The organism is Haloarcula salinisoli, assembly GCF_019599405.1.
Taxonomy (GTDB): Archaea; Halobacteriota; Halobacteria; order Halobacteriales; family Haloarculaceae; genus Haloarcula; species Haloarcula salinisoli.
This window is the reverse complement of the sequence record NZ_RKLQ01000001.1, coordinates 191,554-216,710: the sequence shown is the minus strand read 5'-3', so window position 1 is coordinate 216,710 and position 25,157 is coordinate 191,554. Positions and strand designations below refer to the sequence as shown.

24 protein-coding genes and 1 tRNA gene are annotated in these 25,157 nt (G+C 67.3%); 10 read left to right on the top strand and 15 right to left on the bottom strand.

Translation table 11 applies throughout. The features are described from left to right. The first annotated feature begins 179 nt into the window (after nt 1-179). Genes EGD98_RS01100 through EGD98_RS01090 form a run of 3 tightly spaced genes read left to right on the top strand, consistent with a single transcriptional unit; the run spans nt 180 to nt 4,020 of the window. Nucleotides 180-728, top strand: coding sequence for a gluconate 2-dehydrogenase subunit 3 family protein (locus EGD98_RS01100; RefSeq protein ID WP_220586504.1), 549 nt, complete (start codon nt 180-182; stop codon nt 726-728). Nucleotides 729-730: 2 nt separating this feature from the next. Then, nucleotides 731-2,377: a GMC family oxidoreductase gene (locus tag EGD98_RS01095; RefSeq protein ID WP_220586503.1), complete on the top strand. Its 1,647-nt coding sequence runs from the start codon at nt 731-733 to the stop codon at nt 2,375-2,377. Further along, a complete protein-coding gene (locus tag EGD98_RS01090) occupies nt 2,374-4,020 on the top strand; it encodes a GMC family oxidoreductase (RefSeq protein WP_220586502.1) in 1,647 nt (548 codons plus the stop codon). Before EGD98_RS01095 ends, EGD98_RS01090 begins: the two co-directional genes overlap by 4 nt. Nucleotides 4,021-4,230: 210 nt before the next feature. Here the strand turns inward: EGD98_RS01090 and EGD98_RS01085 are convergent, their stop codons facing one another. Beyond that, entirely contained in the window at nt 4,231-4,764 is a 534-nt protein-coding gene (locus EGD98_RS01085; protein ID WP_220586501.1) for a hypothetical protein, read from the bottom strand. Nucleotides 4,765-4,993: 229 nt separating this feature from the next. On the opposite strand from EGD98_RS01085, the gene EGD98_RS01080 reads away from it, so the two are divergent. Continuing rightward, nucleotides 4,994-5,839 (top strand): HFX_2341 family transcriptional regulator domain-containing protein, encoded by an 846-nt coding sequence (locus tag EGD98_RS01080; protein ID WP_220586500.1) that lies wholly within the window; start codon nt 4,994-4,996, stop codon nt 5,837-5,839. A gap of 42 nt (nt 5,840-5,881) precedes the next feature. Beyond that, nucleotides 5,882-6,787 carry an HFX_2341 family transcriptional regulator domain-containing protein gene (locus EGD98_RS01075; protein WP_220586499.1) on the top strand — a complete coding sequence of 302 codons (906 nt, stop codon included), beginning with the start codon at nt 5,882-5,884 and terminating at the stop codon, nt 6,785-6,787. A 194-nt stretch (nt 6,788-6,981) separates the two neighbouring features. Here the strand turns inward: EGD98_RS01075 and EGD98_RS01070 are convergent. The 7 genes from EGD98_RS01070 to EGD98_RS01040 form a co-directional block, all read right to left on the bottom strand. After that, nucleotides 6,982-7,066, bottom strand: a tRNA-Ser gene (locus EGD98_RS01070). 72 nt (nt 7,067-7,138) lie between these two features. Beyond that, complete coding sequence (locus EGD98_RS01065; protein ID WP_220586498.1) at nt 7,139-8,692, bottom strand: hydantoinase B/oxoprolinase family protein; 1,554 nt, start codon at nt 8,690-8,692, stop codon at nt 7,139-7,141. Continuing rightward, a complete protein-coding gene (locus EGD98_RS01060) occupies nt 8,689-10,671 on the bottom strand; it encodes a hydantoinase/oxoprolinase family protein (protein WP_220586497.1) in 1,983 nt (660 codons plus the stop codon). Before EGD98_RS01060 ends, EGD98_RS01065 begins: the two co-directional genes overlap by 4 nt. A 32-nt stretch (nt 10,672-10,703) precedes the next feature. Then, nucleotides 10,704-11,114, bottom strand: coding sequence for a GtrA family protein (locus tag EGD98_RS01055; RefSeq protein WP_220586496.1), 411 nt, complete (start codon nt 11,112-11,114; stop codon nt 10,704-10,706). A gap of 6 nt (nt 11,115-11,120) precedes the next feature. Then, the gene (locus EGD98_RS01050) at nt 11,121-12,536 is read right to left on the bottom strand and encodes a sulfatase family protein (RefSeq protein ID WP_220586495.1); all 1,416 of its coding nucleotides are present in this window, start codon (nt 12,534-12,536) and stop codon (nt 11,121-11,123) included. 215 nt (nt 12,537-12,751) lie between these two features. Continuing rightward, on the bottom strand, nt 12,752-13,654 hold the full coding sequence (locus EGD98_RS01045) for a diacylglycerol/lipid kinase family protein (protein ID WP_220586494.1): 903 nt from the start codon (nt 13,652-13,654) through the stop codon (nt 12,752-12,754). A gap of 55 nt (nt 13,655-13,709) precedes the next feature. After that, nucleotides 13,710-14,183, bottom strand: a complete 474-nt coding sequence (locus tag EGD98_RS01040) for a ribonuclease H family protein (RefSeq protein ID WP_220586493.1) — start codon at nt 14,181-14,183, stop codon at nt 13,710-13,712. A gap of 184 nt (nt 14,184-14,367) precedes the next feature. On the opposite strand from EGD98_RS01040, the gene EGD98_RS01035 reads away from it, so the two are divergent. Next, nucleotides 14,368-15,390 carry an AI-2E family transporter gene (locus tag EGD98_RS01035; protein ID WP_220586492.1) on the top strand — a complete coding sequence of 341 codons (1,023 nt, stop codon included), beginning with the start codon at nt 14,368-14,370 and terminating at the stop codon, nt 15,388-15,390. 2 nt (nt 15,391-15,392) lie between these two features. Here the strand turns inward: EGD98_RS01035 and EGD98_RS01030 are convergent, their stop codons facing one another. The 3 genes from EGD98_RS01030 to EGD98_RS01020 form a co-directional block, all read right to left on the bottom strand. Then, nucleotides 15,393-15,938 (bottom strand): PAS domain-containing protein, encoded by a 546-nt coding sequence (locus EGD98_RS01030; protein ID WP_220586491.1) that lies wholly within the window; start codon nt 15,936-15,938, stop codon nt 15,393-15,395. A 55-nt stretch (nt 15,939-15,993) separates the two neighbouring features. Continuing rightward, nucleotides 15,994-17,157: an AI-2E family transporter gene (locus EGD98_RS01025; RefSeq protein WP_220586490.1), complete on the bottom strand. Its 1,164-nt coding sequence runs from the start codon at nt 17,155-17,157 to the stop codon at nt 15,994-15,996. 67 nt (nt 17,158-17,224) lie between these two features. After that, nucleotides 17,225-17,851, bottom strand: a complete 627-nt coding sequence (locus tag EGD98_RS01020) for a TMEM175 family protein (RefSeq protein ID WP_220586489.1) — start codon at nt 17,849-17,851, stop codon at nt 17,225-17,227. A 106-nt stretch (nt 17,852-17,957) separates the two neighbouring features. Between EGD98_RS01020 and EGD98_RS01015 the strand changes: the two genes are divergently transcribed. Continuing rightward, nucleotides 17,958-19,193 (top strand): PQQ-binding-like beta-propeller repeat protein, encoded by a 1,236-nt coding sequence (locus EGD98_RS01015; protein ID WP_220586488.1) that lies wholly within the window; start codon nt 17,958-17,960, stop codon nt 19,191-19,193. Between the two features lie 17 nt (nt 19,194-19,210). On the opposite strand, the gene EGD98_RS01010 is transcribed toward EGD98_RS01015, so the two are convergent. Beyond that, nucleotides 19,211-19,633, bottom strand: coding sequence for a universal stress protein (locus EGD98_RS01010; RefSeq protein WP_220586487.1), 423 nt, complete (start codon nt 19,631-19,633; stop codon nt 19,211-19,213). A gap of 220 nt (nt 19,634-19,853) precedes the next feature. On the opposite strand from EGD98_RS01010, the gene EGD98_RS01005 reads away from it, so the two are divergent. Then, the gene (locus EGD98_RS01005) at nt 19,854-20,270 is read left to right on the top strand and encodes a DUF2267 domain-containing protein (RefSeq protein ID WP_220586486.1); all 417 of its coding nucleotides are present in this window, start codon (nt 19,854-19,856) and stop codon (nt 20,268-20,270) included. A 109-nt stretch (nt 20,271-20,379) separates the two neighbouring features. On the opposite strand, the gene EGD98_RS01000 is transcribed toward EGD98_RS01005, so the two are convergent. Together EGD98_RS01000 and EGD98_RS00995 are read right to left on the bottom strand one after the other, a co-directional pair. Next, nucleotides 20,380-21,126, bottom strand: a complete 747-nt coding sequence (locus tag EGD98_RS01000; RefSeq protein ID WP_220586485.1) for a PH domain-containing protein — start codon at nt 21,124-21,126, stop codon at nt 20,380-20,382. Nucleotides 21,127-21,128: 2 nt separating this feature from the next. Next, nucleotides 21,129-22,649 (bottom strand): CARDB domain-containing protein, encoded by a 1,521-nt coding sequence (locus tag EGD98_RS00995; protein ID WP_220586484.1) that lies wholly within the window; start codon nt 22,647-22,649, stop codon nt 21,129-21,131. A 29-nt stretch (nt 22,650-22,678) separates the two neighbouring features. On the opposite strand from EGD98_RS00995, the gene EGD98_RS00990 reads away from it, so the two are divergent. Together EGD98_RS00990 and EGD98_RS00985 are read left to right on the top strand one after the other, a co-directional pair. Beyond that, nucleotides 22,679-22,891: a hypothetical protein gene (locus EGD98_RS00990; protein WP_220586483.1), complete on the top strand. Its 213-nt coding sequence runs from the start codon at nt 22,679-22,681 to the stop codon at nt 22,889-22,891. After that, nucleotides 22,888-23,907 (top strand): NADP-dependent oxidoreductase, encoded by a 1,020-nt coding sequence (locus EGD98_RS00985; RefSeq protein WP_220586482.1) that lies wholly within the window; start codon nt 22,888-22,890, stop codon nt 23,905-23,907. The genes EGD98_RS00990 and EGD98_RS00985 overlap by 4 nt, the downstream gene beginning before the upstream one ends. A gap of 60 nt (nt 23,908-23,967) precedes the next feature. Here the strand turns inward: EGD98_RS00985 and EGD98_RS00980 are convergent, their stop codons facing one another. After that, complete coding sequence (locus EGD98_RS00980; protein ID WP_220586481.1) at nt 23,968-24,843, bottom strand: hypothetical protein; 876 nt, start codon at nt 24,841-24,843, stop codon at nt 23,968-23,970. Nucleotides 24,844-25,157: the final 314 nt, after the last annotated feature.

The window sequence follows — 25,157 nt, the reverse complement described above, 5'->3', positions numbered from 1 at the left end:
TGTCCGCGAAATCCCGGAGATAGCTGCCGCCTGACCGTCTGAGCGGATTCTCCGCCGGTCGTTCGACACCCCAGAGAACCATCGGTCCGCCGTTCGCTACAATATAGCTGCGTTACTAACAGACCCTAGTTAGTAGTGAAAATATTTATAGTGGTGGCGTTCGCGTGACAGACGTACACATGAAGTTGACACGGCGTGACGCCCTCGGCGCGCTCAGCACGGCCGGCATCGCGGCGATGGCGGGCTGTGAGTCACTCGGCGGCGACGGGACGGACGCGGGGACATCGACGGGAACGGGGACATCCAGCGGCGGCGAACTGGCAATCGAATCGGACGCGATGATGGCCCTCGGAGAGGTGCTGTACCCCTCCGAGACCGAGGTGACCGAGGAGTTCCTCGGGACCTACCTGTACAGTCGGATGGTCGACGAGGAGTCCTACAGAAGCGAGGTACAGACCGGCAGCGAGACGCTCGATAGCCTCGCTCAGGACACCCACGGGAGCAGCTTCGCTGAACTGAGCACCGACCAGCGCGTGGGTCTCATCGAGGACACTGAGCTCCGCTCGGGCGACTCCGTCCAGGACGGCACGGACGTCGAGCGGGTGAACTACCACCTCATCGACGAGCTGCTCTTTGCGTTCTACGCCTCGCCGACCGGCGGCGAACTGGTGGGTAACCCCAACCCCAGAGGGTTCCCCGGTGGCTACGGGTACAAGGGAGATACGTGACGATGAGTGACGCACAGTCCGATGGCGGCGCGGACAAGACACCAGTGGACGGCACCGACGTCTGCGTCGTCGGAGCCGGGCCGGCGGGGGCGTTGCTCTCGCACTCGCTGGCGAAACGCGGTCACGACGTGGTGATACTCGAAGCCGGCCCCCGCTTCGACATGGAGAAACGAGTCGAGCGGATGAAACGCCAGATCCACCCGGAACGTGGCGTCAACGAGATCTGGGATATGGGTGGCGAACGGGACGCCTACACCGATTCCAGTGACCGCGATATGCCGCTCAACAAGCGCCGCGTCAAGGGCGTCGGTGGCACGAGCCTCCACTGGGGCTCTGTCGTCCCCCGGTTCCGGGAACGGGACTTCGAGATGCAGAGCCGCCACGGCGTCGGGAAAGACTGGCCTATCAGCTACGAGGACCTGCGGCCCTACTACGCGCGAGCGGAACAGGAAATCGGCGTGGCGGGGCCCGACGAGGCACCGCACCAGGCCCCGCGCGAGGAGGGGTATCCGATGGACCCGCTCCCGGAGAGCACCGCCGACAAACTATGCAAAGAAGCTGGCGAGGCGCTGGACATCGATGTCCAGCCGATGCCGATGGCCATCAACACCGGCGCGTACGACCGCGACCAGTGTCAGGGCTACGGCACGTGTGAACACGTCTGTCCCTCCGGCGGGAAGTACAGCGCCGATATCCACGTCCGGAAAGCCGAGGAAGAAGGTGCGACAGTGCTGACGGAAGTGCCGGTCCAGCGTCTCGAACACGGCCCCGCCGGCGAGGAGATTACGGCGGCCGTCTACGAGACCCCAGACGGCGAGACCTACAGACAGGAAGCCGATACGTTCGTCGCGGCGGCCGGCACCTACGAGACGCCCCGTCTGCTCCTCCTCTCGGAATCCGACCAGTATCCGGACGGGCTGGCAAACTCCAGTGGCACAGTGGGCAAGTACTTCATGGACCACGGGGGCGGGTTCGTCATCGGGTTCCTGTCCGACCGCGATACGAACCCCGGAGCGTACGGACCAGTCGTCTCGTCGGGTATCTTCCAGTTCTACGACGACGGCGAGGACCCGGTCGGTGGTATCAACATGATGCTGCTCAACGGCGCTGAACCATCGTTACCCGAGGTCGCGATGCGGAGCGACAAACTCGGCGACGATTTGCTCGCGGACCTCGAAATCCAGTATGGTGGCACCATCGGGACGAGCATCTCGGCGGAGATGCTCCCCCGCGAGGACAACCGCATCACACTCGACGAGTCCAAGACGGACGACAGGGGGAACCCGGTGCCCGAGGTCAACATGACCGCGGGCCAGTACGTCCGGGACGCGACAGAGAAGGCCGTCCAGGCAATGACAGACATGGTCGAGGAACTCGGCGGCAACGTCGTCCTCTCGCAGGGCTCGCACACGCCCGACGCTGAGTATATCGAAGATGCCAAGGCCGGCTACCATCCGATGGGCGGCACCCGGATGGGGACTGACCCGGAAGAGAGCGTCGTCGACCCGACACTGAAGACCCATGATCTGGACAACCTCTACATCTCCGGTGGCGGCGTCTTCGTCACCGGCGGTGCGTCGAATCCGACGCTGACCATCATGGCGCTCTCGCTGAAAGCCGCCGACCACATCCACGAGGAGCTACAATGAGCGATACGCAGTCAGACAACACGGACAGGACACCAGTCGACGGCGCCGATGTCTGCGTGGTCGGCGCGGGGCCGGCGGGGGCCATACTCTCGCACTCGCTGGCGAAACGCGGCCACGACGTGGTGATACTCGAAGCCGGCCCGCGGTTCGACAAGGAGGAACGAGTCGACCGGATGAAGACGCAGCTCCGGCCTGAGCCGGGCGACAACGAGATCTGGGACATGGGTGGGGAGCGGGACGCGTACTCCGCCTCGGGGGCCCACTCCTGGCCGGTGAACCAGCGCCGGGTGAAGGGTGTCGGTGGCACCAGCCTCCACTGGGGGGCGCTCGTCCCGCGGCTGTTCGAGAAGGACTTCGAGATGCAGAGCCGCTACGGTATCGGACGGGACTGGCCCATCAGCTACGACGACCTGCGGCCCTACTACGCGCGAGCGGAACAGGAGATCGGCGTCACTGGCGACGAGGACGCTCCCTACCAGCCGCCCAGGGAGGAACCGTTCCCGATGGACCCGTTCCAGAAGAGCCGCCCCAGAGAGCTGTTCGAGGAGGCCGGGGAGGCACTGGACATCACAGTCCAGGAGATGCCGACGGCGATAAACAGGGGCGAGTACGACCGCAACGCGTGTCAGGGGTACGGCACCTGCCAGTTCGTCTGTCCGTCCGGCGGGAAGTACAGCGCCGACATCCACGTCGACAAGGCCGAAACAGAAGGTGCCACAGTGATAGACCGGGTGCCGGTCCAGCGCCTCGAACACGGGCCCGACGGTGAAGAGATAACCGAGGCCGTCTACAAGACCCCGGACGGGGAGACCCATCGCCAGACAGCGGACGTGTTCGTCGCCGCGGCCGGGGCCTACGAGACGCCCCGGCTCCTCTTGCTCTCGGACTCGTCGCAGTATCCCGACGGGCTGGCCAACTCCAGTGGAACCGTTGGCAAGTACTTCATGGGCCACCCGCCCGCCGGCGTCATCGGCTTCCTCCCCGGCGAGGAGACCATTCCGGGTGCGTTCGGCCCGCAGGTCACGACGGCCATCCACCAGTTCTACGACGACAACCCGCCGGAGAACGGCTGTGTCAACATGTTCCCGCTGAACACCATCAGTGCCTCGCCGGCGACGATCGCGATGAGACAGGACGCCATCGGCGACGAACTCCTCGAGACGGTCGGTAACCAGTACGGGAGTACCATCGGCGTGAACATGAGCACCGAGATGCTTCCCCGCGAGGACAACCGCATCACCCTCGACCGGTCCACGACGGACAACCACGGGAACCCGGTTCCGGACGTCCAGGTGGAACCCGGCGACTACGCCCGGAAAGGCCAGGAGACGGGACTCGAAGCCGCGCGCTCGCTCATCGAGGAGCTGGGCGGCAACGTCGTCTACGCCGACGGGACGATGACCACCGAACACGACGAACTAACCCCGCTGGGGAAAGGTGGCTACCACCCGATGGGCGGGACGCGAATGGGGACCGACCCACAGGAGAGCGTCGTCGACCCCAATCTGCAGACACACGACCTGGAGAACCTCTACATCTCCAGTGGCGGCGTCTTCGTCACCGGCGGTGCGTCGAATCCCACGCTGACGATTATGGCCCTCTCGCTGAAAGCCGCCGACCACATCCACGAGACGGCGCTGTAATCGCGATTTTTGCAGATTTCGGGCTGCACGGCCAACGTGTCCCAGCCTCGATGGCCACCGAGCGGTTCGGCTGGGGGTGGCTGACAATGATGCGGAGGATATCGCAGAACGGGGACCGCTCGGGTGTTCGCACGGAGTGGTGCTGGTTCGTTCCGGGTGCCACCGACCCCCCGGTCGGCCGACAACAGGAAATAGCGACGACAGTCCGTATCAGTTGCTCGGAGTCGGCGTCGGCGTGCCCTGGTTCCGGACGGTCTCCGGAAACCAGGTCAGGATGAGCCACTCGCCGTCGGACGGCGCGAGCGTGAACCAGTCAGTCAGGGTGGCCGGCCCCGCCGGCGAGTTGTAGTCGACTGTGGCGTGGACCTCCGTCTCCGTCTCGGACTCGGAGACGACCTCCGTCGACTGGACATCCGCGGTTATCGCGGAGACGCCGTTGAAATCCGAGAAGTCCTCTTCCTTGATCGCCGGCGCTTCGCTCTCGGGGTGGTAGAGCTCGTTTGCACCCTCGATGTCGTCGTTGCCATACAGCGTGTCGTAGAACGTCCGGACTGTGGCTTCAGGCGTCGAGAGGTCCATGGCCCCGCTGTCGCCCATACTCCCCGTAGCGGTTTCGGCGGGCGTCGCGCTCGCCGCCTCGGTTCCGTTACCGGTCGCGGTCCCGTCACCACCGGAATCACTCGAACAGCCAGCGATGCCTGCGATGCCGATTGCGGTCGCGGTCAACAGTTTTCTGCGTCGCATACGCTAACGCTGACGTGTTAGTGTCTTAGTTCTAGGGGTAGAGGAGTTAGTATCATTAGTGATTTTACTGTCTCTGGCAGTACCGATTCGAGGATTGCTAACGGAACCTCGAAACCTATCGGCCACCAGCGCCGGAGTTTCGGTTCGTCTGTCACGAGCGGCGGGTTCGGCCGCTGACAAGGGGAAATATACGACAGTTACAAATCCACCGACCCACTGAAAGCGAGTAATGGAGGTCACCGACCGGGTCCACGTCGTCGCCCACGGCTGGGAAGTGGCGCGCATCGTCGACCCGCTGTTCGAACTCAAAGCCGACAAAGTAGTGCTCATCGGCCCCCTGAACGACGCCTGGCTCGCGGAGTTCGAAGAGGAGATGATTGCGGACCTCGAGTCGATGGACCGACTGGAGTTCGAGATGCGTCGGGCGAACCTCTACGACTTCGACAGCGCCGTCCAGGTGTTCAGTCAGGCCGTCAAGGACCACGAGGGCGACGACGTCTACATCAACGTCTCCACCGGGAGTTCGCTCGCGGCCATCGCGGGGATGATAGCTGCCCAGACCGCCGACGCCACGCCGTTCTACGTGCAGCCGGGATTCGAGGACGACGCGTCGATCCCCGATGAACCCGTCATACCGGAAGCCGGCAAAACGACCGAGCTACCGGTGTTCGAACTGGAGGGCCCCTCGACAGAACAGCTCCGCGTGCTCGCCCACCTCCACGGGCGAGACAGCGCGACCAAGAAGGAGCTCATCCAGTTCGCCGAAGACCAGGAACTGCCCTTCATCGCCAATACCGAGGCCAAGTCCGACGAAGGTCGCTATCGGCTGCTGGAGTCGCATATCATCGACCCGCTCACCGAGGGCGACTACGTCAGCGTCGAGAAAGTCGGTCGCAAGAAAGAGGTCTGCATCGAACAGCGGGGCGTCGACGCGCTGGCGGCCTTCCCACTCGATGCGGAGACGCTGGAAACAGTCGAGCAAGACGCGGTCTATGGCCCACCGAACTTCCCGAGACTGCCAACCAGGGAGACGACGTCCTCCTACCAGCGGGCCGGGAACTCGGAGAAAGAGTAGGACACGATACTTACAAATCAGCCGACGTGCTACGACTTCTCAATGGAGGTAACGGACCGGGTCCACATCGTCGCGCAAGGGTGGGAAGTGGCCCGTGTGGTCGAGCCGATATACGACCTGAAAGCGGACAAGGTCGTCATGCTGTTCGGCGAGGGTGTGTTGCCCGACGGTATCCCCGAGTTCGAGCGCGAGATGCTCGACGACCTCGAAGCGGCCGAACGCATCGAACTGGAGATTCGGGAGGCGGACCTCTACGACCTCGACAGCGCCGTCCAGGCGTTCAGCCAGGCCGTCAAAGACCACGAGGACGACGACGTCTACATCAACGTCTCCACCGGGAGTCAGATAGCCTCCATCGCGGGGATGATGGCCGCCCAGACCGCCGACGCGACCCCGTTCTACGTCCGGTCTAGCACGGCCGACCTGGACGCCGAGGAGGTCTGGACCCCCGAGGAGCCGGTGTTCCCGGACTCGGGTGAGATAACTGAACTCCCGGTGTTCGAACTCCAGGGCCCGACCGAGGAACAGCTCCGGATGCTGGCGTACCTCTACGGCGAGGACGGGGCCACGAAGAAGGAGCTCATCACCTTCGCCCAGCGGGAGGAACTCCCCTTTATCGCCAGCACCGAAGCCAAATCCGACGAGGGGCTCTACCGGCTGCTGGAGTCCCACATCATCGACCCGCTCACCGAGGGCGAGTACGTCCGCGTGGAGAAGGCCGGCCGCAAGAAGGAGGTGTACCTCGAGCAGCGCGGTATCGACGCGCTGGCGGCCTTCCCGCTGGAAGACGAGACGGTCGAGACGGTCGAATCGGGTGTCGACACTCCGGAGAAGTTCCTCGAAAAGTGGAAGAGCCAGTCCCGCTACGAGGCCATCTCGGTCAATCTACAGGACGGAGAGAACCAGTGGCGACCCTTCGCGGACAGCCAGTACGACAGCGAGGAGTGAGCGTCCGTGTGGCTCGTCAGTGCCGGCGCTGGCGACTCGCTACGCTCGTCGATTGTGCTGCACACCGAGGAGGAGATTTGAACTACGCCCAGACGTGCTCGCTCCGCTGTGCGCGACTGGTCTCATTCAAATCTCCAGGAAGTTGTTTGCTGGCGCTGCCGACTCGCTTCGCTCGTCGGTTTGCGCCAGCAAAACGCCGAGGAGGAGATTTGAACTCCTGAGTCCGTGAGGACAGTTGCTTTCGAGGCAACCGCCTTGGCCAGGCTAGGCTACCTCGGCTCACTTGCACGTTCCGCCGTCTGCTCTTTAGGCGTTTCGATTGGCCGAGTGACTCGGTAGCACACAGCAGTCTCAGTCCTCGGGCTCGCCGTAGCCGCCACCGCCCGGCGTCTCGATTCGGACCGTCGTGCCGGCGTCGACCTCGCGGGTCACCTTCGCAGGGACGGCCTCGCCGTCGACGAAGTTACGCCCGGTCGCACCGTCCTCGCCGCCGGCCAGCCCCCACGGCGCCGTCCGCCGGCGCTCGGTCAGCAGGGAGACGGTGGCGTCGGTCTCGACGGTGAGTTCCCGGACGAGCCCGTCGCCGCCAGACTGTTGCCCGGCCCCGCCGCTGCCCCGGCGAAGTGAGTACTCCTCGACCCGGAGCGGGTAGGCGACCTCCAGCGCCTCGACGGGCGTGTTCAGCGTGTTCGTCATCCCAACCTGGACGCCACTGGGACCGTCTCCGTCGCTGCTGGCACCCATCCCGCCGCCGATGGTCTCGTAGTAGCTGAAGTCGCTTCCGCCGACGACGAGGTTGTTCATCGTTCCCTGGCCGGCGGCGGGGACGCGCTCGGGGACCGCCTCGGCTAACGCGCGAAAGACCACGTCGGCGACGCGCTGGCTCGTCTCGACGTTGCCGCCGACGACGGCCGCGGGGGGCTCGGGGTTGAGCACCGTCCCCGCGGGCGCGTGGACCTCGATGGGGTCGTAACAGCCCGCGTTGGGCGGGACGTCGGGGTCGGTGACCGACCGGACCGCGAAGTACACCGCGCTCTTGGCGACCGACAGCGGCGCGTTGACGTTGCCCGCGACCTGGGGCGCGGTGCCCGAGAAGTCGACCGAGAGCGAGTGACCGTCGACGGTCACTGTCACCTCGATGGGGACGTCGGCGTCGGTGACGCCGTCGCCCTCCAGCTGGTCGGTCGCTGTGTAGGTCCCATTGGGGAACGCAGCCAGTTCGGCCTCGACACGTTTGCGGGAGTAGGTCCGGACGGCGTCAAACGCCGCAAGGAGCACCTCGCCGTGATCGGCAAGCAGTTCGCCGACGCGCTCGGCACCCCGTTCGTTCGCACCTAGCTGGGCCCGCAGGTCGGCCCGTCGCTGGGCCGGGTTTCGGACGTTGGCCGTGATGAGGTCCCAGACGGCGTCGACGCGCTCGCCACCGGCGACGAGCCGGGTCGGCGGAATACGGAGTCCTTCCTGCTGGATGTCCCGGGCACCCGCGGGCATGCTCCCCGGTGCCATCCCGCCCACGTCGGCGTGGTGGGCCCGAGAGACGGCGTAGCCGACGATACGGTCGTTCGGAACGACTGGCGAAACTAGCGTCACGTCCGGGAGGTGAGTGCCGCCGGCGAAGGGGTCGTTCAGGACGAACACGTCCCCGGGCTCGGGGTCGTGTGTCAGCACGGCGTCGACGGCCTCGGGCATCGCGCCCAGGTGGACCGGGATGTGCTCGGCCTGGGCCACGAGTCGGCCGTCGGCGTCGAACAGCGCCGTCGAACAGTCCCGTCGCTCGGTGATGTTCGGCGAGAACGCGCCCCTGACGAGCACCTCGCCCATCTCCTCGGCGACACTCTCGAGCTGGTTCCGCAGTATCTCCAGTTCTATCGCGTCGATGTCGTGGTCGGTGTCGTCGGCAGTCATTGGCTTGCCTCCAGTCGAAGCGTCCCCCACTCGTCGACTGCCAGTGACCAGCCGGGCGGGACGACGACAGTGCTCTCGCCGCCGGCGACGATGGCCGGGCCAGCCAGCGTGGCGCCGGGCGAGAGCCCGTCCCACGACAGCACCGGCGTCTCGCGGAACTCGCCGCCGAAGGAAACATCGCGGGTTCGTCGGTCATCGTCCACTCCGCGCTCGTGACTGAGAGCGGGTAGCTCGTGGTCGACGGTCGCGGTCGCCCGCAGCGTGACGAGTTCGACGGCCGCGTCCAGCCGGTAGCCGTGGGCCCGCTCGTGGGCCGCGTGGAAGCGGTCGGCCAGCGCCTCGCGGTCGACACCCTCGACGCGCACGCCGAGTTCGTGGCTCTGGCCGACGTAGCGGCAGTCGGCCTCGAAAGAGACGGTGGCGGCTCCGGGGGCAGCTGTTTCGTCCAGAACCCGGGCTTCGAGGTCCTCGAGCACCCCGCGGACGGCTTCGGGGTCGGCCGCGTCGAGGGTCGTCCGGTAGGTTCGGACGGCGTCGTGGCGTTCGTCGGCCGCCAGCAGTCCCAGCGCCGAGAGGACGCCGCTGGCCCGCGGGACGACGACCGTCTCGACGCCCAGCCGGTCGGCCAGGGCGGCGGCGTGCATCGGCCCCGCGCCACCGAAGGCCGCGATGGCGAAGTCGCGGGGGTCGTGGCCACGTTCGGCCGTCACGGAGCGGATGGTCCGGGTCATCGTCGCGTTGGCGACCCGGTAGACCCCGCGGGCAGCGTCGAGTGGCCCGTCCAGGTCGGCCTCGGCCGCGAGGTCGGCCAGCGCATCGCGAGCCGCGTCGACGTCGAGCGCGACGTCGCCCCCGAGCGTGGTCTCGGGACCGAGATACCCCAGCGCGAGCGCGGCGTCGGTCACGGTCGGGTCGGACCCGCCCCGTCCGTAACAGGCCGGCCCCGGCTCCGCACCGGCCGACTCGGGGCCGACCCGCAGCGCGCCCCCCGAATCGACCCACGCGATAGAGCCCCCACCGGCGCCGACGGTCTCGACGTCGACCATCGGCACGCGAACTGGTCGGTCGCCCACGTCGGCGTCGGTCGTCCGCTCGACCCCGCCGTCCCGAACCAGCGAGACGTCACTGGAGGTCCCGCCCATGTCGAAGGTCACGAGACCGTCGGCGTCGTCGGGTTCGAACGCGCTGGCACCGACGACGCCCGCAGCCGGGCCCGACAGCGCCGTCGTCACGGCGGTGTCCCTGACGGTCCCGATGTCGGCGATACCGCCGTTGGACTGCATCACGCGGGGCTCGGGCAGCCCCAGCTCGCGGGCCTCGGTTTCGAGTTGCCCGAGATAGGTCGAGAGCACCGGCGTCACGAAGGCGTCGGCTACCGTCGTCGCGGTGCGTTCGTACTCCCGGAACGCGCCGAGTACCTCGTGGCTCGCCGAGACGGGCACCTCGAGTTCCCCGCGCAGAATCTCGGCGACGCGACGCTCGTTCTCGGGGTGGGCGTAGGCGTGTAGCAGCGACACCGCGACCGCGTCGGCGTCGATATCGTCTGCGAGGTCCCGGACCGCGTCGGGGTCGACCGGCTGCTCGACACCGTCGGGCGTGGTTCGCTCGTCGAGTTCGTACCGCCGCGCGTCGGGCACGAGCGGGTCTGGCCGGGCGACCGACTGGTCGTACAGGTCGGGCCGAGCCTGCCGGCCGATGGCGAGGGCGTCCCCGAAGCCGGCCGTCGTCACCAGCGCCGTCTCGGCACCGTCCGTTTCGAGTAAGGCGTTCGTCGCGACGGTCATCGCGTGGCGAAATCGGTCGACGTCATCAGGGTCGATATCGGCGGTCCCACAGGCAGCCTCGATACCCGCGACGACACCCTCGTGCTGTGGCGTCGTCGAGGGGACCTTCGCAGTCGTCAGCCCGTCGGGACCGAGAACAACTACGTCGGTGAAGGTGCCGCCGACGTCGACGCCGACACGTACCGAATCGTCCATGGCCCGTCTGCGGTCGCCCGCGGTAAAAACGCCTAGTTCCAGGTCCAGGCGGAGTCGAGCGCGTACCGGTACAGCCCCGTCACGCCGATGGCGACGGCGTTGCCGACGAGATACTCCGCGGTCCCGAGCGTCACCAGCACGTAGAGGATACCCAGCTGCAGCGGGATGGCCGTCCCCCTGACGAGGTTCGTCTTGCCCAGCCCGACGAGATACTCCCGCATCGAGGAGTGACGCGACCGGTGGAACGTCCAGGCGTTGTTGAGCACGTACTGAAACAGGATGGTCAGTTCGATGGCGACGAAGGCACCGACGAGGTAGTTCACGCCACCGAGGTCCACGAACAGCCACAGGAGCGCGAGCTGAATGCTCGCGGCCGTACAGCCCACGAGGAAGAACCGAACGAGTCGCTCCCGTCGCGGCGACGTGGCGACGCCAAACGACATGGAGCGCTATTTATAGCCGAGTGCCTTTAACCGTGCGGTTATTTCCTCGGATTCACCGCCGGAATCGCCGCGCTGACCCCCTTCTGGCGCCGAGTCCAGCCTGTCGACGTGGTCGGCGACGGCCGCGGACAGGCGGTCGACGACGGGCGGCGGGGCCTCGCCGTCGGTCTCGTCGGCACAGAGGTCGACCTGTTCGTCTGGGTCGCTGCGCCGATCGTACAGCTCGCGGTGGTCCGATTTCGTGTGTTCGATATACGTCCAGCGGGCGTCTCGGGCGCTGACGAGCAGTTCGCCGTCATCGCGGTGGCGGGGAATCGGCTGGGTCGTCACGCTCTCGCCCCGGACTGCGACGGAGATAATCGGGCCACGTCCGTCGATAGCCTCGCCGTCGAGGACGCTGGCCACACTGGCGCCCGCCCACGCGTCGGCCGGGTCGACGCCGAGCAGGTCACACACCGTCGGTGGAATCACGTCGAGCCCGACGGGTTCGTGGACGGTCCCGCTCTCCCCGTCGGGGTGGGTGACGAAGAGGGGTACGTCGATGAGTTCGCGGTAGAGTTTGGGGTAATGCGAGAGGTGGCCGTGGTCCAGGAACTCCTCGCCGTGGTCGCCCGCGACGACGATTGCGGTGTCGTCGGCGATACCCTCGGCCTCCAGGGTCTCAAGCAGCCGACCCACGCTCGCGTCGACCTGCCTGACGGTTCCGTCGTACAGCGTCCGGAGCGTCCCGAGGGTGCGCTCGTCGACGTCCCACCCCATCCCCGTCCGGAAGTGCGACCACAGCATCCCGAACAGGCCAAAGTGGGTGTCCGACACTTCCCGGAGGTGTCGCGGGGCCGGGACGTATGGGGTGTGTGTGTCCATGTAGTGGACCCACAGGAAGAAGCCGTCGTGGGAAGTCTCCAGAAAGTCGGTCGCGTGGTCTTCGAGTTCCCCCATCCGGGACGCGTCGGCGACTGGCCGGTCGTCGTCGCCGCCGCCGAGGACGCTCGCGGCCCGCCGGAACGGCGAGGTACCCAGCTGTACCCACCCCTGGATGGTCGGATGCCTGGCGAGGAAACCGCTCCCGTCGACGAACGGCTCGAACTCGTCGAAGCCGCGGTCGTACCCCCAGTGGTCGGTCAGGAAGCCGTTGGCGGCGTTGAACCCGCCGGTTCGCAGCCCGGCGTCGGAAAGCTGCTCGGCCAGCGTCGGCGTCGAGGCCACACCGATGTCGGGCCCTTCCTCGAACACCGGGCGGGAGCCATGTATAGAGGGAAAGGAGAACGGCGTCCAGTTGCCCTGAGCCATGGCGTTCTCGAAGTCGACCCCGCGGGCAGCGAGGTCGTCGAGCACCGGCGACGCGCTGTCCTCGCCCCCGAGTGCGTCCTGTCGCAGGGAGTCGATGGTGACGAGAACGACGTTGTCCACCGCGGCCGGCATCTAGCGCACCTCCGACCGCTGTCGAAGAGGACCGTAGAGGCGACGAACCGCCGGGTGTCGTCGCACAGCACAGCACGAAGCGTTCATACGGACCTACATAGGACACGCGATACTGAAGCTTCTGGTTGTACTGGCCGCCCGGTGATGAAACAAAGTGTCCTGTGGCCAGTAGCGCGGGGCAGCCAGCTTCTGGACCAGTCTCCGGGTGAGATGAGTCACCGCGGGTCGGGGTCGTAGTCCGGGCCGACTCTGAGGTCGAGTGTCCGTTTCCGGACCCGGATATCCAGCCGCTCGTGCTCGGCGACTTCACCGTCCCGGCTGAAGGTGACCGGGTCGCCGTGGCCGTCGACGGACAGCGCCGTCGCACGGACGTGCGTGACGCCCTCGGTGTCGGCCGCCAGCAGCCGGTGGCCGATGGCCTCGGCGACGAGGTTGCCGGTCGGCATCCGTTCGACGATGGCGACGTCGAGCAGTCCGTCTTCCATCGCCGCTTGCCCGCCCCGTTCGACGAACTTCCGGGCGTTGCCCACGAGCAGACACGTCGCCGAACCGGACCAGCTAACGGGGCCGTCTTCGCCCACGGCCTCGATGGTGATGTCCAGCCCGTCGAACTCGATGGCCTCCTGGGCGCCGGTCACGAGAAAGGCCAGCGTCCCGAACCGTGACTTCAGGTCGCTGGAGGCCGCCAGGCTCGCCTCGGCCGGCAACCCGGCGATACAGGAGACGAGAAACGGCTCCTCGTCCGCAAAGCCCACGTCGATGCTCCGCACGTCGCCGGTGTCTGCGACCTCGATGGCCTGCTGGCGGTCGTCGACGCCGATAGTCCCCGCCAGCAGGTTCGCGGTCCCGACCGGAATCACCGACAGCGTCACCGCCTCGAGGTGGTCGGCCCGGGCCAGCCCCCGGACGACCTCGTTGACCGTCCCGTCCCCGCCGGCGACGGCGACTTCGGTGGCGCCTGCCTCGCCGGCGGCTCGGCCGAGCTCGAGCGCGTCGCCCGGGCCTTCGGTCCGGGCAACGGCGAAGCCACGGGCCGAGAGCAGTCGCTCGACGGCGTCGGCGTGACCGCCGTCACCGCTGACGGGGTTGAGGACGGCGCGGCGCGAGCCAACTTGCATATCTACACGCAACGGGCACCCGTACTTATACTATCTGCTCAGTGGTGCCCAGGGGTCACCGGTGGCCCGCACGCGCGAGTCGGTGCGCGCGCTCGTTCTCGCCGCGGCCGACGACCCGGTAGGTGACGACCGGAATCTCCGCGACGGCGTCGCGGATGGCGTCGACCCTCGTCCGACAGACCCGGTCGCCCGGGGTCGCCGGGTGGTCGGGGTCGACCGCGCGAATCACGGCGTCGGCGTCGCCGTGGATATGGAGCGAGGCCACGCGCTCGCCCGTCTCGGCGACCGCTCGCACGGCCTCCAGCAGTGCCCGGTACTCCAGGTGGGCCGTCGAGACGAACGCGTCGACCGGCACCGACCGCTCGATGTGTGTCGTCGCCCCGCTCTCGACGAGAAACCCAACGGCTGCCGAGGTCGGCGTCGCGTTGTCGGGCCCGTAGTGGACACTCGCGTCGAAGTACAGCGACAGCGACGGGGCGAAGTCGGCGTGTGGCCGCTGCTTTCCGGTCCCGTCGTCGGGCGGTGCCATACGGAGCGGTGGGCCGACCGGGCCAAAGACCCGTCGCTACCGTCTCGGCCTGGCCCGGCCAGACACGCGACTCCCCCGCGGTAAGGTCGCCCAACGGCGAGCTAGCGGTCGATAACAAAACCCGTCCACTGGGACCGGACGACAGACAGATGGTCGAACGAGCGGCGTCGGTCGCGGTCGGCCGATGAGTAGTGCCGACGGGGGCGCGACCTTCCTCCGAGCGCTACTGCTGGTCGTCGGGGCGCTCGCCGTCCTCCTCGTCGTGCCGTTCCTCCAGGCGCTGCTCGCTGCCGGCCTGGTCGCGTACCTGGTCGCGCCGGTGAAGGAACGACTCGCGGCGCGGCTGGGCCCGACCGTCGGCACGACCGCCACGATACTCGTGACGGTGGTGATAGCGGTCGTGCCCTTTGCCGTCGTCGTGGGCGTCGCAGCGGAGCAGGCACTGGCCGTGGCACGGACGGCGTCGCTTCCCGACGCCGCGGCTGTCCAGGCGGACCTCCGGCCCTGGCTCGGGCTGGTACCGATGCCGGACGCGCTCACCGGGCCGGTCACGGACGCGCTCCGGACCGGGGTTCTCGGGCTCCTCGGCGGGGCGCTGGGCGTGCTCGGCGGTATCCCGGGGTTTCTCGTGGGGACCGTCGTCTTCCTGTTCGCGCTCTTCTACCTGCTCCGGGACGGCGAGCGGTTCGTCGCGTGGCTCCGCGGGGCCACGCCGCTGGACCCGGCGACGATGGACCGGCTGGTCGCTCGCACGGACGCACTGCTGTGGGCGGCGGTCGTCGGCAACGTCGCCGTGGCCGGCGTCCAGGCGGTGTTGACCGTCGTCGGCTTCCTCTTCATCGGCGTCGAGAACGTCGTCTTCTGGGGCGTGGCGACGTTCCTCCTGTCGCTGCTACCGATAATCGGTGCCTCCATCGTCTGGGTTCCGGCGGTCGGCTATCTGCTGCTCGTGGGTCGAGTCCCGGCCGCTATCGCCCTGCTGGTGTACGGCGCCGTCGTCGTCAGCGGCTCCGACAACCTCGTCCGCCCGCTCGTGATGCAGCGGGGCACCGACCTCAACGCGGCCGTGCTCGTCCTGGGCATCTTCGGCGGCGTCTCGCTGTTTGGCTTCGTCGGGCTGTTCGTCGGCCCCGTCGTTCTCGGACTGGCGAAGACCCTCGTCGACGTTCTCGCCGGCGTGTCCGACGGACCGACCGATTCGCGCTGACCCTACCCGTCGACGCGTTCCTGCAACCCGGCCCAGTTCGCGAGCATCCCGTCGTCGTCTGGGAGCGGGACCAGCGAGACGCGGTTGCGAAACCGCTCGCCGTCGGCGCGGTAGTTCCACAGCTCGACGGTCACGGGTTCCCATATCTCGACGGCCTCGGACAGCGCGTCGACGGCCGCGGACTCGGTGTCGGGACCCTGCAGCAGGCGGAGGTTCTCGCCCCGGACCGCCGACAGCGAGTAGCCCGTCAGCGCCCGGAAGGTCTCGTTGACGTAGACGACGGGGTTGTCCTGATACACTGGCCCCGCGAGCGTGATACCGAGCGGGGCGCGGTCGAGGACCCACAGCCGACGGCAGAGGTCCCGTTCGTGGGCCGACAGCGCCGCCACCGCTCCCGACGGCAGGTCGACGAGTTCGGCCAGGTCAGCCTCGGCCTCTGCGACCCGTTCGGGGTCGCCGTCGTGTGCCGCGAGGAACGACCGAGCCGACGCCGGAAACGCCGCCTCGTCACACGTCAGTAGCTCCCGGAGCCGGTCTCTCGGTGACATCTACGCGGAGCTATGGCCCGTCAGAAAAAATCGGTGTCGAATCGGTGAAACGGGGTCAGTCGGAGGGAGTCTCACCGCCGCGGTCGGCGGTGTCGGTCTCCTCGACCGGCGGCTCCGCGAGGTCGTCTGCGTCGGCCCCATCGGGGGCCTCGGGTGCGACGCCGGACAGCCGGGGGAGGATGTCGGTGATGAACTCGACTGTCACCACCATCACCAGCGGCCCCAGGAAGATACCGTACCAGCCAAAGAGCGCGGGGCCGAGCAGGTACGCGAACATCACGAGCGCCATGTGGTAGGCCTTCCCGGAGAGGTACGGCCGGACGTAGGTCCGGATGACGTTGTCGAAGACGAGTACCATCAGGGCGAAGAAGGCGATCGGGACCCACAGTAGCGCCGTGTCGACGGCCAGTGCCTGTACCGCCAGCAGCGCGACGATGAACGCGTAGATGATAGAGCGTCCCAGCAGCGGGATGAGCGTGAAGATGCCGGTGATGACCGCGAGCAACACCGCCTGGGGAATCGTCAGGTCCCCCGGCGCCACCGCGTTGAAAACCGTGTAGATGACTGCCGCGAGGACGATGACGACGAAGATGGTCAGCGTGTAGCCGAAGTAGATGGAGGTGAGCCCAGCGTCCACCCGGCGGAGGTAGCCGGCGGCCAGCGAGTCGGCGCCGAAGACGTTCGTCCGGAACCAGCCGGCCAGCGCCTCGTCGCTGGTCAGCAGGAAGAACGCGAAGATGAGCGCCAGGAAGACGTTGAAAAGCGTCGCGCCCGCCGCGCCGACGGCGACCCCGAACTGGCCCAGCGCCGTCGAGACCGCCGGGTCCTGCAACACGACGACGGCGACCTGGACCGGGTCGGTCGGGAGCGTCTGGGTCTGAATCGGGAGTCTGGCGAGCAGTTGCTGGGCGGGCTGGCCGCCGAGTAACTGGAGCGCCTGTCCCACCGCAATCGAGAGGAAGGCGGCGATAAAGAGGACGATCGGGACGATGATGAACGCGAGCGTGAGCCCGGCCGACAGCGTCGGGGAGCCGACACGGGTCTCGATGCGACGCGCTATCGGTCGGGCAACGTAGTACGTAAAGAGGCCGAAGACGAGCCACCCGATGTAGCTGAGGCCCACCCACGCGAGCACCCCGAAGACGGCGAGGCCGAGTAACCACCACACGATACCCGGCGCTCCGAACCGCTCGCGAACCGCAGTTCGTTCGGTATCCATGGGAGAACTACGCCGGCAACAATAGTTAAACTATTGTCACTTTCGGCTGGCAGGTCGCCGAGTGAGATTAACCGTCGAGACTGGCCACGAGTCGCGACTGCAACGCGCCGTTTATCGGTATCAGGAACAGCCAGGCCGCCATCCCGAACAGCGGACGGTAGCGACCGACGATGGCGGCGAGCGTGAACACCGACGGGGAGGCCAAGAAGCGAGCGGCCTGAATCTGGACGGTCCGAGAGCGGAGGCCGGCGTCGAGGACCTCGCGCCGGTCGGCGTATATCCACAGCGCGGCGAGCGAGCAACCGGTGAGCGCCAGCACGGCCGAGAGGAACGGCACGCCAAAGCGCCCGGGATAGGCCGTGAACACGTTCGTCGCGTAGGGGACGAACGCGACCAGCAACAGAAAACAGAGATTCAGGTAGACGACCCCGCGGTCGTGGCGCTCGATATGGACGAACGTCCGACGGTGGAGGACCCAGTAGAACCCGACGACGAGGAAACTCAGGACGAACCCCAGAAACTCCGGCCACTGCTGGGCGATCGCGGTCGGCAACAGCGCCAGTTGCTCGTCACGCGGGACCGACGGGACGGTCAGGTCGAGCACGAGCAGCGTGATGACGATGGCGATGACGCCGTCACTCAACGCGAGGAGCCTGTCGGTCTCGTCGGCCTCCCGGCGAATCGGGTCCGCCATGGCCGACCCAGCGGCAGCGCTCGGTTTGGTAGATGGACCTTACCGCGCGCCTGTCGAGTCGTGGACAGGACGAAGTGTTTTTATTTGTAGACGTGGCTGTCGGAACATGGACAGTCGACGACGCTCGTTTCTCGCGGGGGTGGGTAGCGTCGTGACTGGAGCACTCGCCGGCTGCCCGGGGTTGCTCGGCCGCGATACCGAGGGCAACGGCAACAATTCGACCGGAACCGGGGTCGAAGGGGCTGAGGTCAAGGTTCCCGAAACCGTCGAGAACACGTACCCGCAGTACCAGTACGACGCCGCGAACACGGGGACCGTCCCGGACATCGCCGGGCCGACGGGAGCGATCACGTCGCTGTTCGAGTTCGGACGGTCCAGCTTCACCCCCGGCCACCGAATGGGGTCGCCGTCGCTGCGTGACGGCCGGCTCTACCTGACCGAGGGACGTATCGATAGCACCGGTGACAGCGGGACGTTCGTCTACGCGGTCGACGCCGTCGACGGGACCAGGCAGTGGGCGACGATGTACCGGGGAACGAACGCCGCCGGCCCCACTGCCGTGACCGACGAACTGGTCCTGGCGACAGTCGGCGACGAACTGGTCGGGCTGGACGCCGCGACCGGCATCGAGCAGTGGTCGTTCGACCGCCCGGCCACGTCTGGTATCGCCGTCGATGGCGACACCGTCTACGTCGTCGGCCGGGAGAACGGGAGCAGCGCCCTCTATGCCCTCTCGGTCGGCGACGGCTCGCTGGAGTGGTCGACCTCGGTCGACGCTGGTACGGACCCGGTGACCCCCGCCGTCGACGGCGAGACCGTCTACACTGGCGGAGAGGCGTTGCAGGCGGTCGACGCGACAACCGGGGAGACGCGCTGGCGCGCCGAGTACGGCGTCACAGCGCCGGCGACGGTCACCGGAGAGCGGGTCGTCGTCGGCTCCGGGACCACCGTCCGCGTGTTCGACCGGGCCGACGGGAGCGAACTGTGGAGCAACGACGTCGAGACGTACGGCAACCTGGAGTCGCCGGCGGTCACCAACCCGCCTGCGGTGACCGACGACACCATCTACGCCGTCGCCGACAGGGGGCTGACGGCGCTGAGCCTCACCGGGAGCCAGCAACGCTACACCGTCGAGATGGGCGTCAACGGCACGCCTGTCCTCGCCGACGGCTACATCTACCTGTTCGGCATCGGGCAACTGACCTGTCGGGCGGCGAGTGACGGGAGCTCCGAGTGGACCTACGGGACCGAGCAGCGGACCAGTCCGCAAGGGGCCGCGCCGGTCATCGCCGACAACGTGGCCTTTTTCCCCGCCGAGCGGCTGTACGCCATCGCGGGATAGAGCGTCGAGTCCGCAGGTCAGACCGGAATGACCGGGACGGGTGCCTGGCGGAGCACACGGTTCGTCACCGAGCCGATGTGGGGCGATTCGACCCCCGCAGCGCCGCGTTTGCCCATGACGATGACGTCGATGTCCTCCTGGTCGGCGTAGTGACAGATGGTGTCGTGGGGGACGCCGCGGCGGACAGAAAGCGTGGTGTCGATACCGCGCTCGGTCGCGTCCTCGACGATATCTTCGGTGAGCGCTTCGGCCTGCTCCTCTAGCTCCTCCAGAAACGCCTCGTAGCTGCTGAGCGCCGGCGTCCCACCGTAGACCGACTCGTCGACGACGAAGAGAACGTGTAGCTGCGCGTCGTTTTCGGCCGCGAGGTCCATCCCGTAGTCGACGCCGCGGTCCGCGTGGTCGCTCCCATCGGTCGGCACGAGAACTTTGTCGTACATGACATAGAATTGGCAGTGAGGCAACAAAAGTACCGTCTCTGTTCCGGCAGATAGGGGTGGGTTAGCGGTGGTCGGCCGGATGGGTGCCCGGCTATTTCGGCGAACTGAACCGCCAGATATCCTCCGGATTGGGCGCAAACCACACCGGTTTCGGCGTCGGACCACTCGTCGATTCCGTCCGGCCGAACTTATATAACAATTCTCCAACAACTATTCCGGTATGGACTTCGACGAGTTCACCGGCACGGTACAGCACAGACTGGAACTGGCCGGGACCGGCCAGACCCTCCGGGCGATTCGGGCGGCGCTGTTGCCGCTGGGCGAGCGGCTCCCGGCGGGCCACGCCGAGGACCTGGCCGCCTCGCTGCCCATGGAGATAAAGTGGTACATGACCGGCGGCGTCCACGAACACGGCCAGCGCTTCGACTGGCCCGAGTATCTCACTCTTGTCAGCGATATATCGGGCGCGGACCGCGCCGACGCGGCCTACCACGCCCGCGTCGTCGTGGACCTCGTTCACGAGGTGGTCCCCGAGTCGGATTTCCAGCAGCTCCGTGACGAACTCCCCGAGAGCAAGGAGGACTGGGGGAACCTCTTCGAGGTCGTCGACGCCGGCGGGTGGCACGAGCACAGCTGACCGCGACTCCGGTATCGCCGTCGTCGACGGTGTGGCCTACGTGCTCGCGGAGAAGCTGTTCTCGCTGTCGGGACGGTTTTCAGCCCGTGGTTGGAATCGAACGGTCCGTTCAGCCGTCGTTCGTCGAGCCCTCGGTCCGCTCTGCTGGCGCGCCGGCCGGGCCCGTGTCTGTCTCCGCCGCGGCGGACGCGTCCGGACCCACCTGGTCGCGAATCGTCTCGGCGAGAGCACCCGATTCGTACACCTCTTCGACGGCGACGGTCAACTGCCCACCGGACCCGGACCGGACGGCCACGTTGCCCAGCCCGAACAGGGAGTCCCACGCCGACCGTCGCTCTTCGACGGCACGGACCTTACTGTGGGGCACCTCGTTGCGTCGCAACGAGATGAAGCGGTACTCCTCGAGAACGCGCTGGGTCGTCACGAAGTAGGTCGTCAGCGTGTTTCGCCAGTAGCGGTGGAGTCCCGTCGAAAACAGGTACAGACCGACGGCAAACGCGACCGTCGGGTACACGAGCGGCAGTGCCGTGAAGTACAGCAGATAGCCACCAGTGGCGAGGACCGGGAGTCCCACGACCGCCTGTCCCAGTGCGTTCCGCTGGGCCGGGTCACGCTCGTCGACGACCTGTTCCCCATCTCGCATCCGGGGGGCCGTCGGAGCGACGACGTAGTGAACGTATACGCCGGTGGCGATGATGAACAGCCCGAAAGCGGCGATGACAGCGCCGACGATGGCCGGCGTCCCCGGCTCGGCGGGCAGAGGGAGCAGGGACTGAAACCCGAACAGGAGCACGCCGAAGACGACGATTGGAAGCCCAAACACCGTACTCCAGACGGCGGGCATGCCACGAGCCATGGTTAGTTCCCCCGCACCAGCTCGAAGATGATACCCAGCATCGACGAGATGGCCCCGAGCAGGGTCAGCGTCGACTGGTCGAGGGGGGAGCCGCCACAGGCGGTGAGGAACCCCCGCTCACAGGTCGTGCTATTCGACGACGTCGCGTTCGAAGCCGTCGCGGTCTCGGTCTGCAGTGGCTCAAACGTCGGTGTCACCGTCCGCGTCGGCGTCGCAGTCGACGTCGGCGGGTCGACAGTGACCGGACGGGTCTGGAGTGACGTGTTCCCGGCCCAGACACCGTGGGTCGTCTGTCGGCTCGACACCGGGATAGCAGCCCGCTCGACCCGGTCGTACGGCAAGCGGAAGCGAACCGTCTGCTGTCTGTCGGACGAGATGCCGACCCAGTTGGTCGCGACGACGGTGCCATCCAGTCGATACGCGAGCTGTCCCTCGAACGGGACGCTCCCGACGTTCCGCACCGTCACGTTCACCGCGACGGTATCCCCCGGGCGGACGGCGCTGGGTGCCTCGAACGCCTCGACGGCCAGTACGGACGCGTCGGCGCTTGGCCCCTGCCGGACGCGGATAGCGTCACCGGTAGACGCGCCACCGGCGGCCACGACGGCGTGGTTGTAGGTCGTCCCGTTGGTCACTGTCACGCCCGCCCGCTCGATCGTAGAGACGTTGACCGCGAACGCGACCTGCCTGTCGCCTCGACCTGGGACAGTGACCGTCTTCGTTGTGACCGCCCGGCCGGCGAACTGGTAGGTCACGCGACGCGTTATCGACGTATTCGCCGGGTTGACCGCCGTCGCGAGGACGATGACCTCAGTGGAACGCGACACCTCCACCGGCGCGTCGAATCCCTCCATCCGCAGGTCCGCGTCCGGAGTCACCCTGATCCGTCTCGGGATGCCATCACCGGACGCGTTCCGCACGCCGTGGACGTAGCTGCCCGGTGACAGCGAGCCGTTGTCCAGGGCAGCCGTCGAGATCTCGAACGACAGCGTCTTCGACGATTCGGGGGCGACGGTGACAGTTCGGGACTCGACCGCCTCCGCCTCGAAGGTGTACCGTACCGGACCGGTCGCGTTCTCCGTCCCGGAGTTGCGTACAGTGACGTTTACCGTCATCGTCGCACCCGCGCGGACGTCCGCTGGGGCAGACAGGTTCTCCACGACCAGGGGTGGCCCACTGGTTTCGGCATCGGTTCCGTTTCCGGCTGTCGGCGTCGCCGTTCCGTCGGGTGTCGCCGTTCCATCAGGCGTCGCCGTTCCGTCGGGTGTCGCCGTTCCATCAGGCGTCGCCGTTCCGTCGGGTGTCGCCGTGGGTGTCGCCGTTCCATCAGGCGTCGCCGTTCCGTCGGGTGTCGCCGTGGGCGTCGTCGTCCCCTGGGCAGTAGCCGTCTCGGCCGATGCTCCCGGAGGGCCCTGTTCGGTCAGGAGACCGGTGGCGGCGACACCTGTGGAGACGATGCATGCGACCAGTACGACGGCCAGCACCGTGCCACCGACGAGGCTAGAGTTCCACAGAGCAGACATATATTTACTACATATATAACTACAATTAAGTGTCACGGACTGGAATCACGGCCGCCGACGGTAGCGACGTGTGGCGCTACGAGACCGACCAGTCCAGCGGCGCTGGCCACCGCGCGCCCGCCGTCGTCGACGGTGTCACGTATCCCGGCGGAGAAACTCTACGCCCTCACCGCGCCCCGACGGGACGGTCGGCGACACAGAAGCGAACCTTCACCCCTCGCGAGCACGACCGGCGAACGTGACCTCCGACCAGACCAGACAGTGGCGACTCGCGAGCCGACCGACCGGCGAACCCACAGACGAGAACTTCGAACTGGTGACCGTTTCCCGCCCCGAACCCGGCCCCGGCGAGGTGCTCGTCCGGACGCTGTACCTCTCTGTCGACCCCTACATGCGCGGCCGGATGCGCGACGCGGAGTCCTACGCGGAGCCGTGGGGCGTCGACGAGCCGATGGAGGCCGGCGTCGTCGGCGAGGTCGTCGAATCGAACCACGACGGCTTCGAAGCCGGCGACGTGGCGACCGGCAACCTCCTGTGGGCCGACCACGCCGTCGCCGACGGTGACGAGTTGCGGCAGGTAGACCCGGAGCTTGCGCCGGTCTCGACCGCGCTGGGCGTGCTGGGGATGCCCGGCATCACCGGCTACTTCGGCATGACCGACGTCGCCGACCCCGACCCCGGCGACACCGTCGTCGTCTCGGCGGCCGCGGGCGCCGTCGGCTCCGTCGCGGGCCAGGTCGCCTCGATAGCGGGTGCCCGCGTCGTCGGCGTCGCCGGCAGCGACGAGAAATGTGACTGGCTCACCGACGACCTTGGCTTCGACGCCGCGGTCAACTACGACACCACCGACGACCTAACAGTTGCGCTCACAGAGCGCTGTCCCGACGGCGTCGACTGCTACTTCGACAACGTCGGCGGCCCCATCACCGACGCCGTCTGGGGGCAACTGAACCGAGACGCGCGGGTCGCGGTCTGTGGACAGATTTCCCTCTACAACGCGACCGAACAGCCGACCGGCCCGCGCAAGCTCACTCAGCTCATCCAGACTCGCGCCAGCGTCGAGGGCTTTCTCGTCGGCGACTATCAGGACCGCTGGGACCACGCACTGGAGCGGCTGGGCGGGTTCATCCAGACCGGCCAGCTACAGTACGAGGAGACCGTCACCGAGGGGCTGGAAGCGGCCCCCGACGCCTTCCTCGGGCTGTTCGAGGGCGAGAACGTCGGGAAGCAGCTCGTGAAAGTCGGCGAGCGGAGCTAAGGCCGGTGGGGGCGTCGCCAGACGCGAGCGCCCCGTCCCCGGCCTGGTCGAACTGGTCGTTCAGCCGTCGACGAAGCGCCGATAGACGGCAGTCTCTGCGCCATAGGCCAGATAGCCCGAAAGCAGGAGTGACGCGACCGTCGACAGGCCCAGCGACGCGCCAGACCAGCCGAATCCGACGGGGACACCGACCGCCGCGAGGGCCGTCTGTCCGAGCGAGAGCCCCAGGCTGAGAACGGTCAGCGAGCAGACGAAGAGGACGAGAAACTCCGCGGCGCGGTCGCCGCTTCGGAGTCGGTCGGCCAGCGCGTAGCCGACGAGCGCGCCGACCACGACGCCGAGGACGATGCCGGGACTGCCGTCCACCGAGAAATTATCCCGTGTCGCGATGAGGTAGTTGCTGTACAGGATAAAGCCGACCAGCCCGAGCGCGAGGCCGACGAACGCGCCCTGGACCGCGCCGAGCAGTCGCGCTCGACGCCGTCGCAGCGCCGCCGGGTCGACGCGGTAGGTGACCGCGACGGCGCCCAGCGCCGCCGAGATAGCGGACAGGGTCGGGATGACGAAGTACGGAACGGTGAAGAACGCCTCACCCAGCAGCCACTGGGCGGCGAGCGTCGGCACTATCGCGAGGGCCCACCCGACGAGTAGCGCGCCGACGAACACGACGCGGTCGCGGTGGGCCGCGGCGGTCGTCGCCCCGGGCCCACTCGTGACCCAGCGGTAGCCGCCGACAGCGCCGACGACCAGGCCAAGCGGCGTGGCGAACTGCAGCGAACTCACCCAGTCCGGGGGGAAGAAGGCCGTGGTCGTCGCCCGGTAGTAGTTCCGGAGGAATCGAGCCAGCGTGTCGAGGACGAACGTCTGAACCAGACCCCACTGCAGGGCGGCGACGCGTGCCTGCTTCCCCGTGGCAGGCGGTTCGGCGGAGGACATACCGGGACGTGCAGCAACCACCGACCTGAATCTGTCGGATAGTTGTCCCGCAGTTGGGCCGACGGGTACAGAGCCCAGTACGGCGAGGCTGGCGACGGTTCGACTGTGGTGAGTACGTCCCCATCGTTTCGGCGCTACTCGTCGCCGTGACGACACCTCAGCTCCTCGTCACGCCGTTCTGGGACGGCATGGGTGATCCTTGTACTGGGTTGGTTCGCACTGGAGCACTATCCCGGGAAATACGGCACAATATCCGGCATCAGACGTACCTCGTGTGCCGACCAAATACAACCGAGCGGGCGCCAGAATTATAT

What these genes read in the sequence shown, in the direction of transcription:
- EGD98_RS01085 (WP_220586501.1), bottom strand. Translation starts at nt 4,764, where the DNA reads ATGCGACGCAGAAAACTGTTGACCGCGACCGCAATCGGCATCGCAGGC.
- EGD98_RS01060 (WP_220586497.1), bottom strand. Translation starts at nt 10,671, where the DNA reads ATGGACGATTCGGTACGTGTCGGCGTCGACGTCGGCGGCACCTTCACC.
- EGD98_RS01005 (WP_220586486.1), top strand. Translation starts at nt 19,854, where the DNA reads ATGGACTTCGACGAGTTCACCGGCACGGTACAGCACAGACTGGAACTG.
- EGD98_RS01050 (WP_220586495.1), bottom strand. Translation starts at nt 12,536, where the DNA reads ATGCCGGCCGCGGTGGACAACGTCGTTCTCGTCACCATCGACTCCCTG.
- EGD98_RS01010 (WP_220586487.1), bottom strand. Translation starts at nt 19,633, where the DNA reads ATGTACGACAAAGTTCTCGTGCCGACCGATGGGAGCGACCACGCGGAC.
- EGD98_RS01030 (WP_220586491.1), bottom strand. Translation starts at nt 15,938, where the DNA reads ATGTCACCGAGAGACCGGCTCCGGGAGCTACTGACGTGTGACGAGGCG.
- EGD98_RS01100 (WP_220586504.1), top strand. Translation starts at nt 180, where the DNA reads ATGAAGTTGACACGGCGTGACGCCCTCGGCGCGCTCAGCACGGCCGGC.
- EGD98_RS01090 (WP_220586502.1), top strand. Translation starts at nt 2,374, where the DNA reads ATGAGCGATACGCAGTCAGACAACACGGACAGGACACCAGTCGACGGC.
- EGD98_RS00995 (WP_220586484.1), bottom strand. Translation starts at nt 22,649, where the DNA reads ATGTCTGCTCTGTGGAACTCTAGCCTCGTCGGTGGCACGGTGCTGGCC.
- EGD98_RS01055 (WP_220586496.1), bottom strand. Translation starts at nt 11,114, where the DNA reads ATGTCGTTTGGCGTCGCCACGTCGCCGCGACGGGAGCGACTCGTTCGG.
- EGD98_RS01080 (WP_220586500.1), top strand. Translation starts at nt 4,994, where the DNA reads ATGGAGGTCACCGACCGGGTCCACGTCGTCGCCCACGGCTGGGAAGTG.
- EGD98_RS01075 (WP_220586499.1), top strand. Translation starts at nt 5,882, where the DNA reads ATGGAGGTAACGGACCGGGTCCACATCGTCGCGCAAGGGTGGGAAGTG.
- EGD98_RS01095 (WP_220586503.1), top strand. Translation starts at nt 731, where the DNA reads ATGAGTGACGCACAGTCCGATGGCGGCGCGGACAAGACACCAGTGGAC.
- EGD98_RS01015 (WP_220586488.1), top strand. Translation starts at nt 17,958, where the DNA reads ATGGACAGTCGACGACGCTCGTTTCTCGCGGGGGTGGGTAGCGTCGTG.
- EGD98_RS01020 (WP_220586489.1), bottom strand. Translation starts at nt 17,851, where the DNA reads ATGGCGGACCCGATTCGCCGGGAGGCCGACGAGACCGACAGGCTCCTC.
- EGD98_RS01025 (WP_220586490.1), bottom strand. Translation starts at nt 17,157, where the DNA reads ATGGATACCGAACGAACTGCGGTTCGCGAGCGGTTCGGAGCGCCGGGT.
- EGD98_RS01045 (WP_220586494.1), bottom strand. Translation starts at nt 13,654, where the DNA reads ATGCAAGTTGGCTCGCGCCGCGCCGTCCTCAACCCCGTCAGCGGTGAC.
- EGD98_RS00980 (WP_220586481.1), bottom strand. Translation starts at nt 24,843, where the DNA reads ATGTCCTCCGCCGAACCGCCTGCCACGGGGAAGCAGGCACGCGTCGCC.
- EGD98_RS01035 (WP_220586492.1), top strand. Translation starts at nt 14,368, where the DNA reads ATGAGTAGTGCCGACGGGGGCGCGACCTTCCTCCGAGCGCTACTGCTG.
- EGD98_RS01065 (WP_220586498.1), bottom strand. Translation starts at nt 8,692, where the DNA reads ATGACTGCCGACGACACCGACCACGACATCGACGCGATAGAACTGGAG.
- EGD98_RS01040 (WP_220586493.1), bottom strand. Translation starts at nt 14,183, where the DNA reads ATGGCACCGCCCGACGACGGGACCGGAAAGCAGCGGCCACACGCCGAC.
- EGD98_RS01000 (WP_220586485.1), bottom strand. Translation starts at nt 21,126, where the DNA reads ATGGCTCGTGGCATGCCCGCCGTCTGGAGTACGGTGTTTGGGCTTCCA.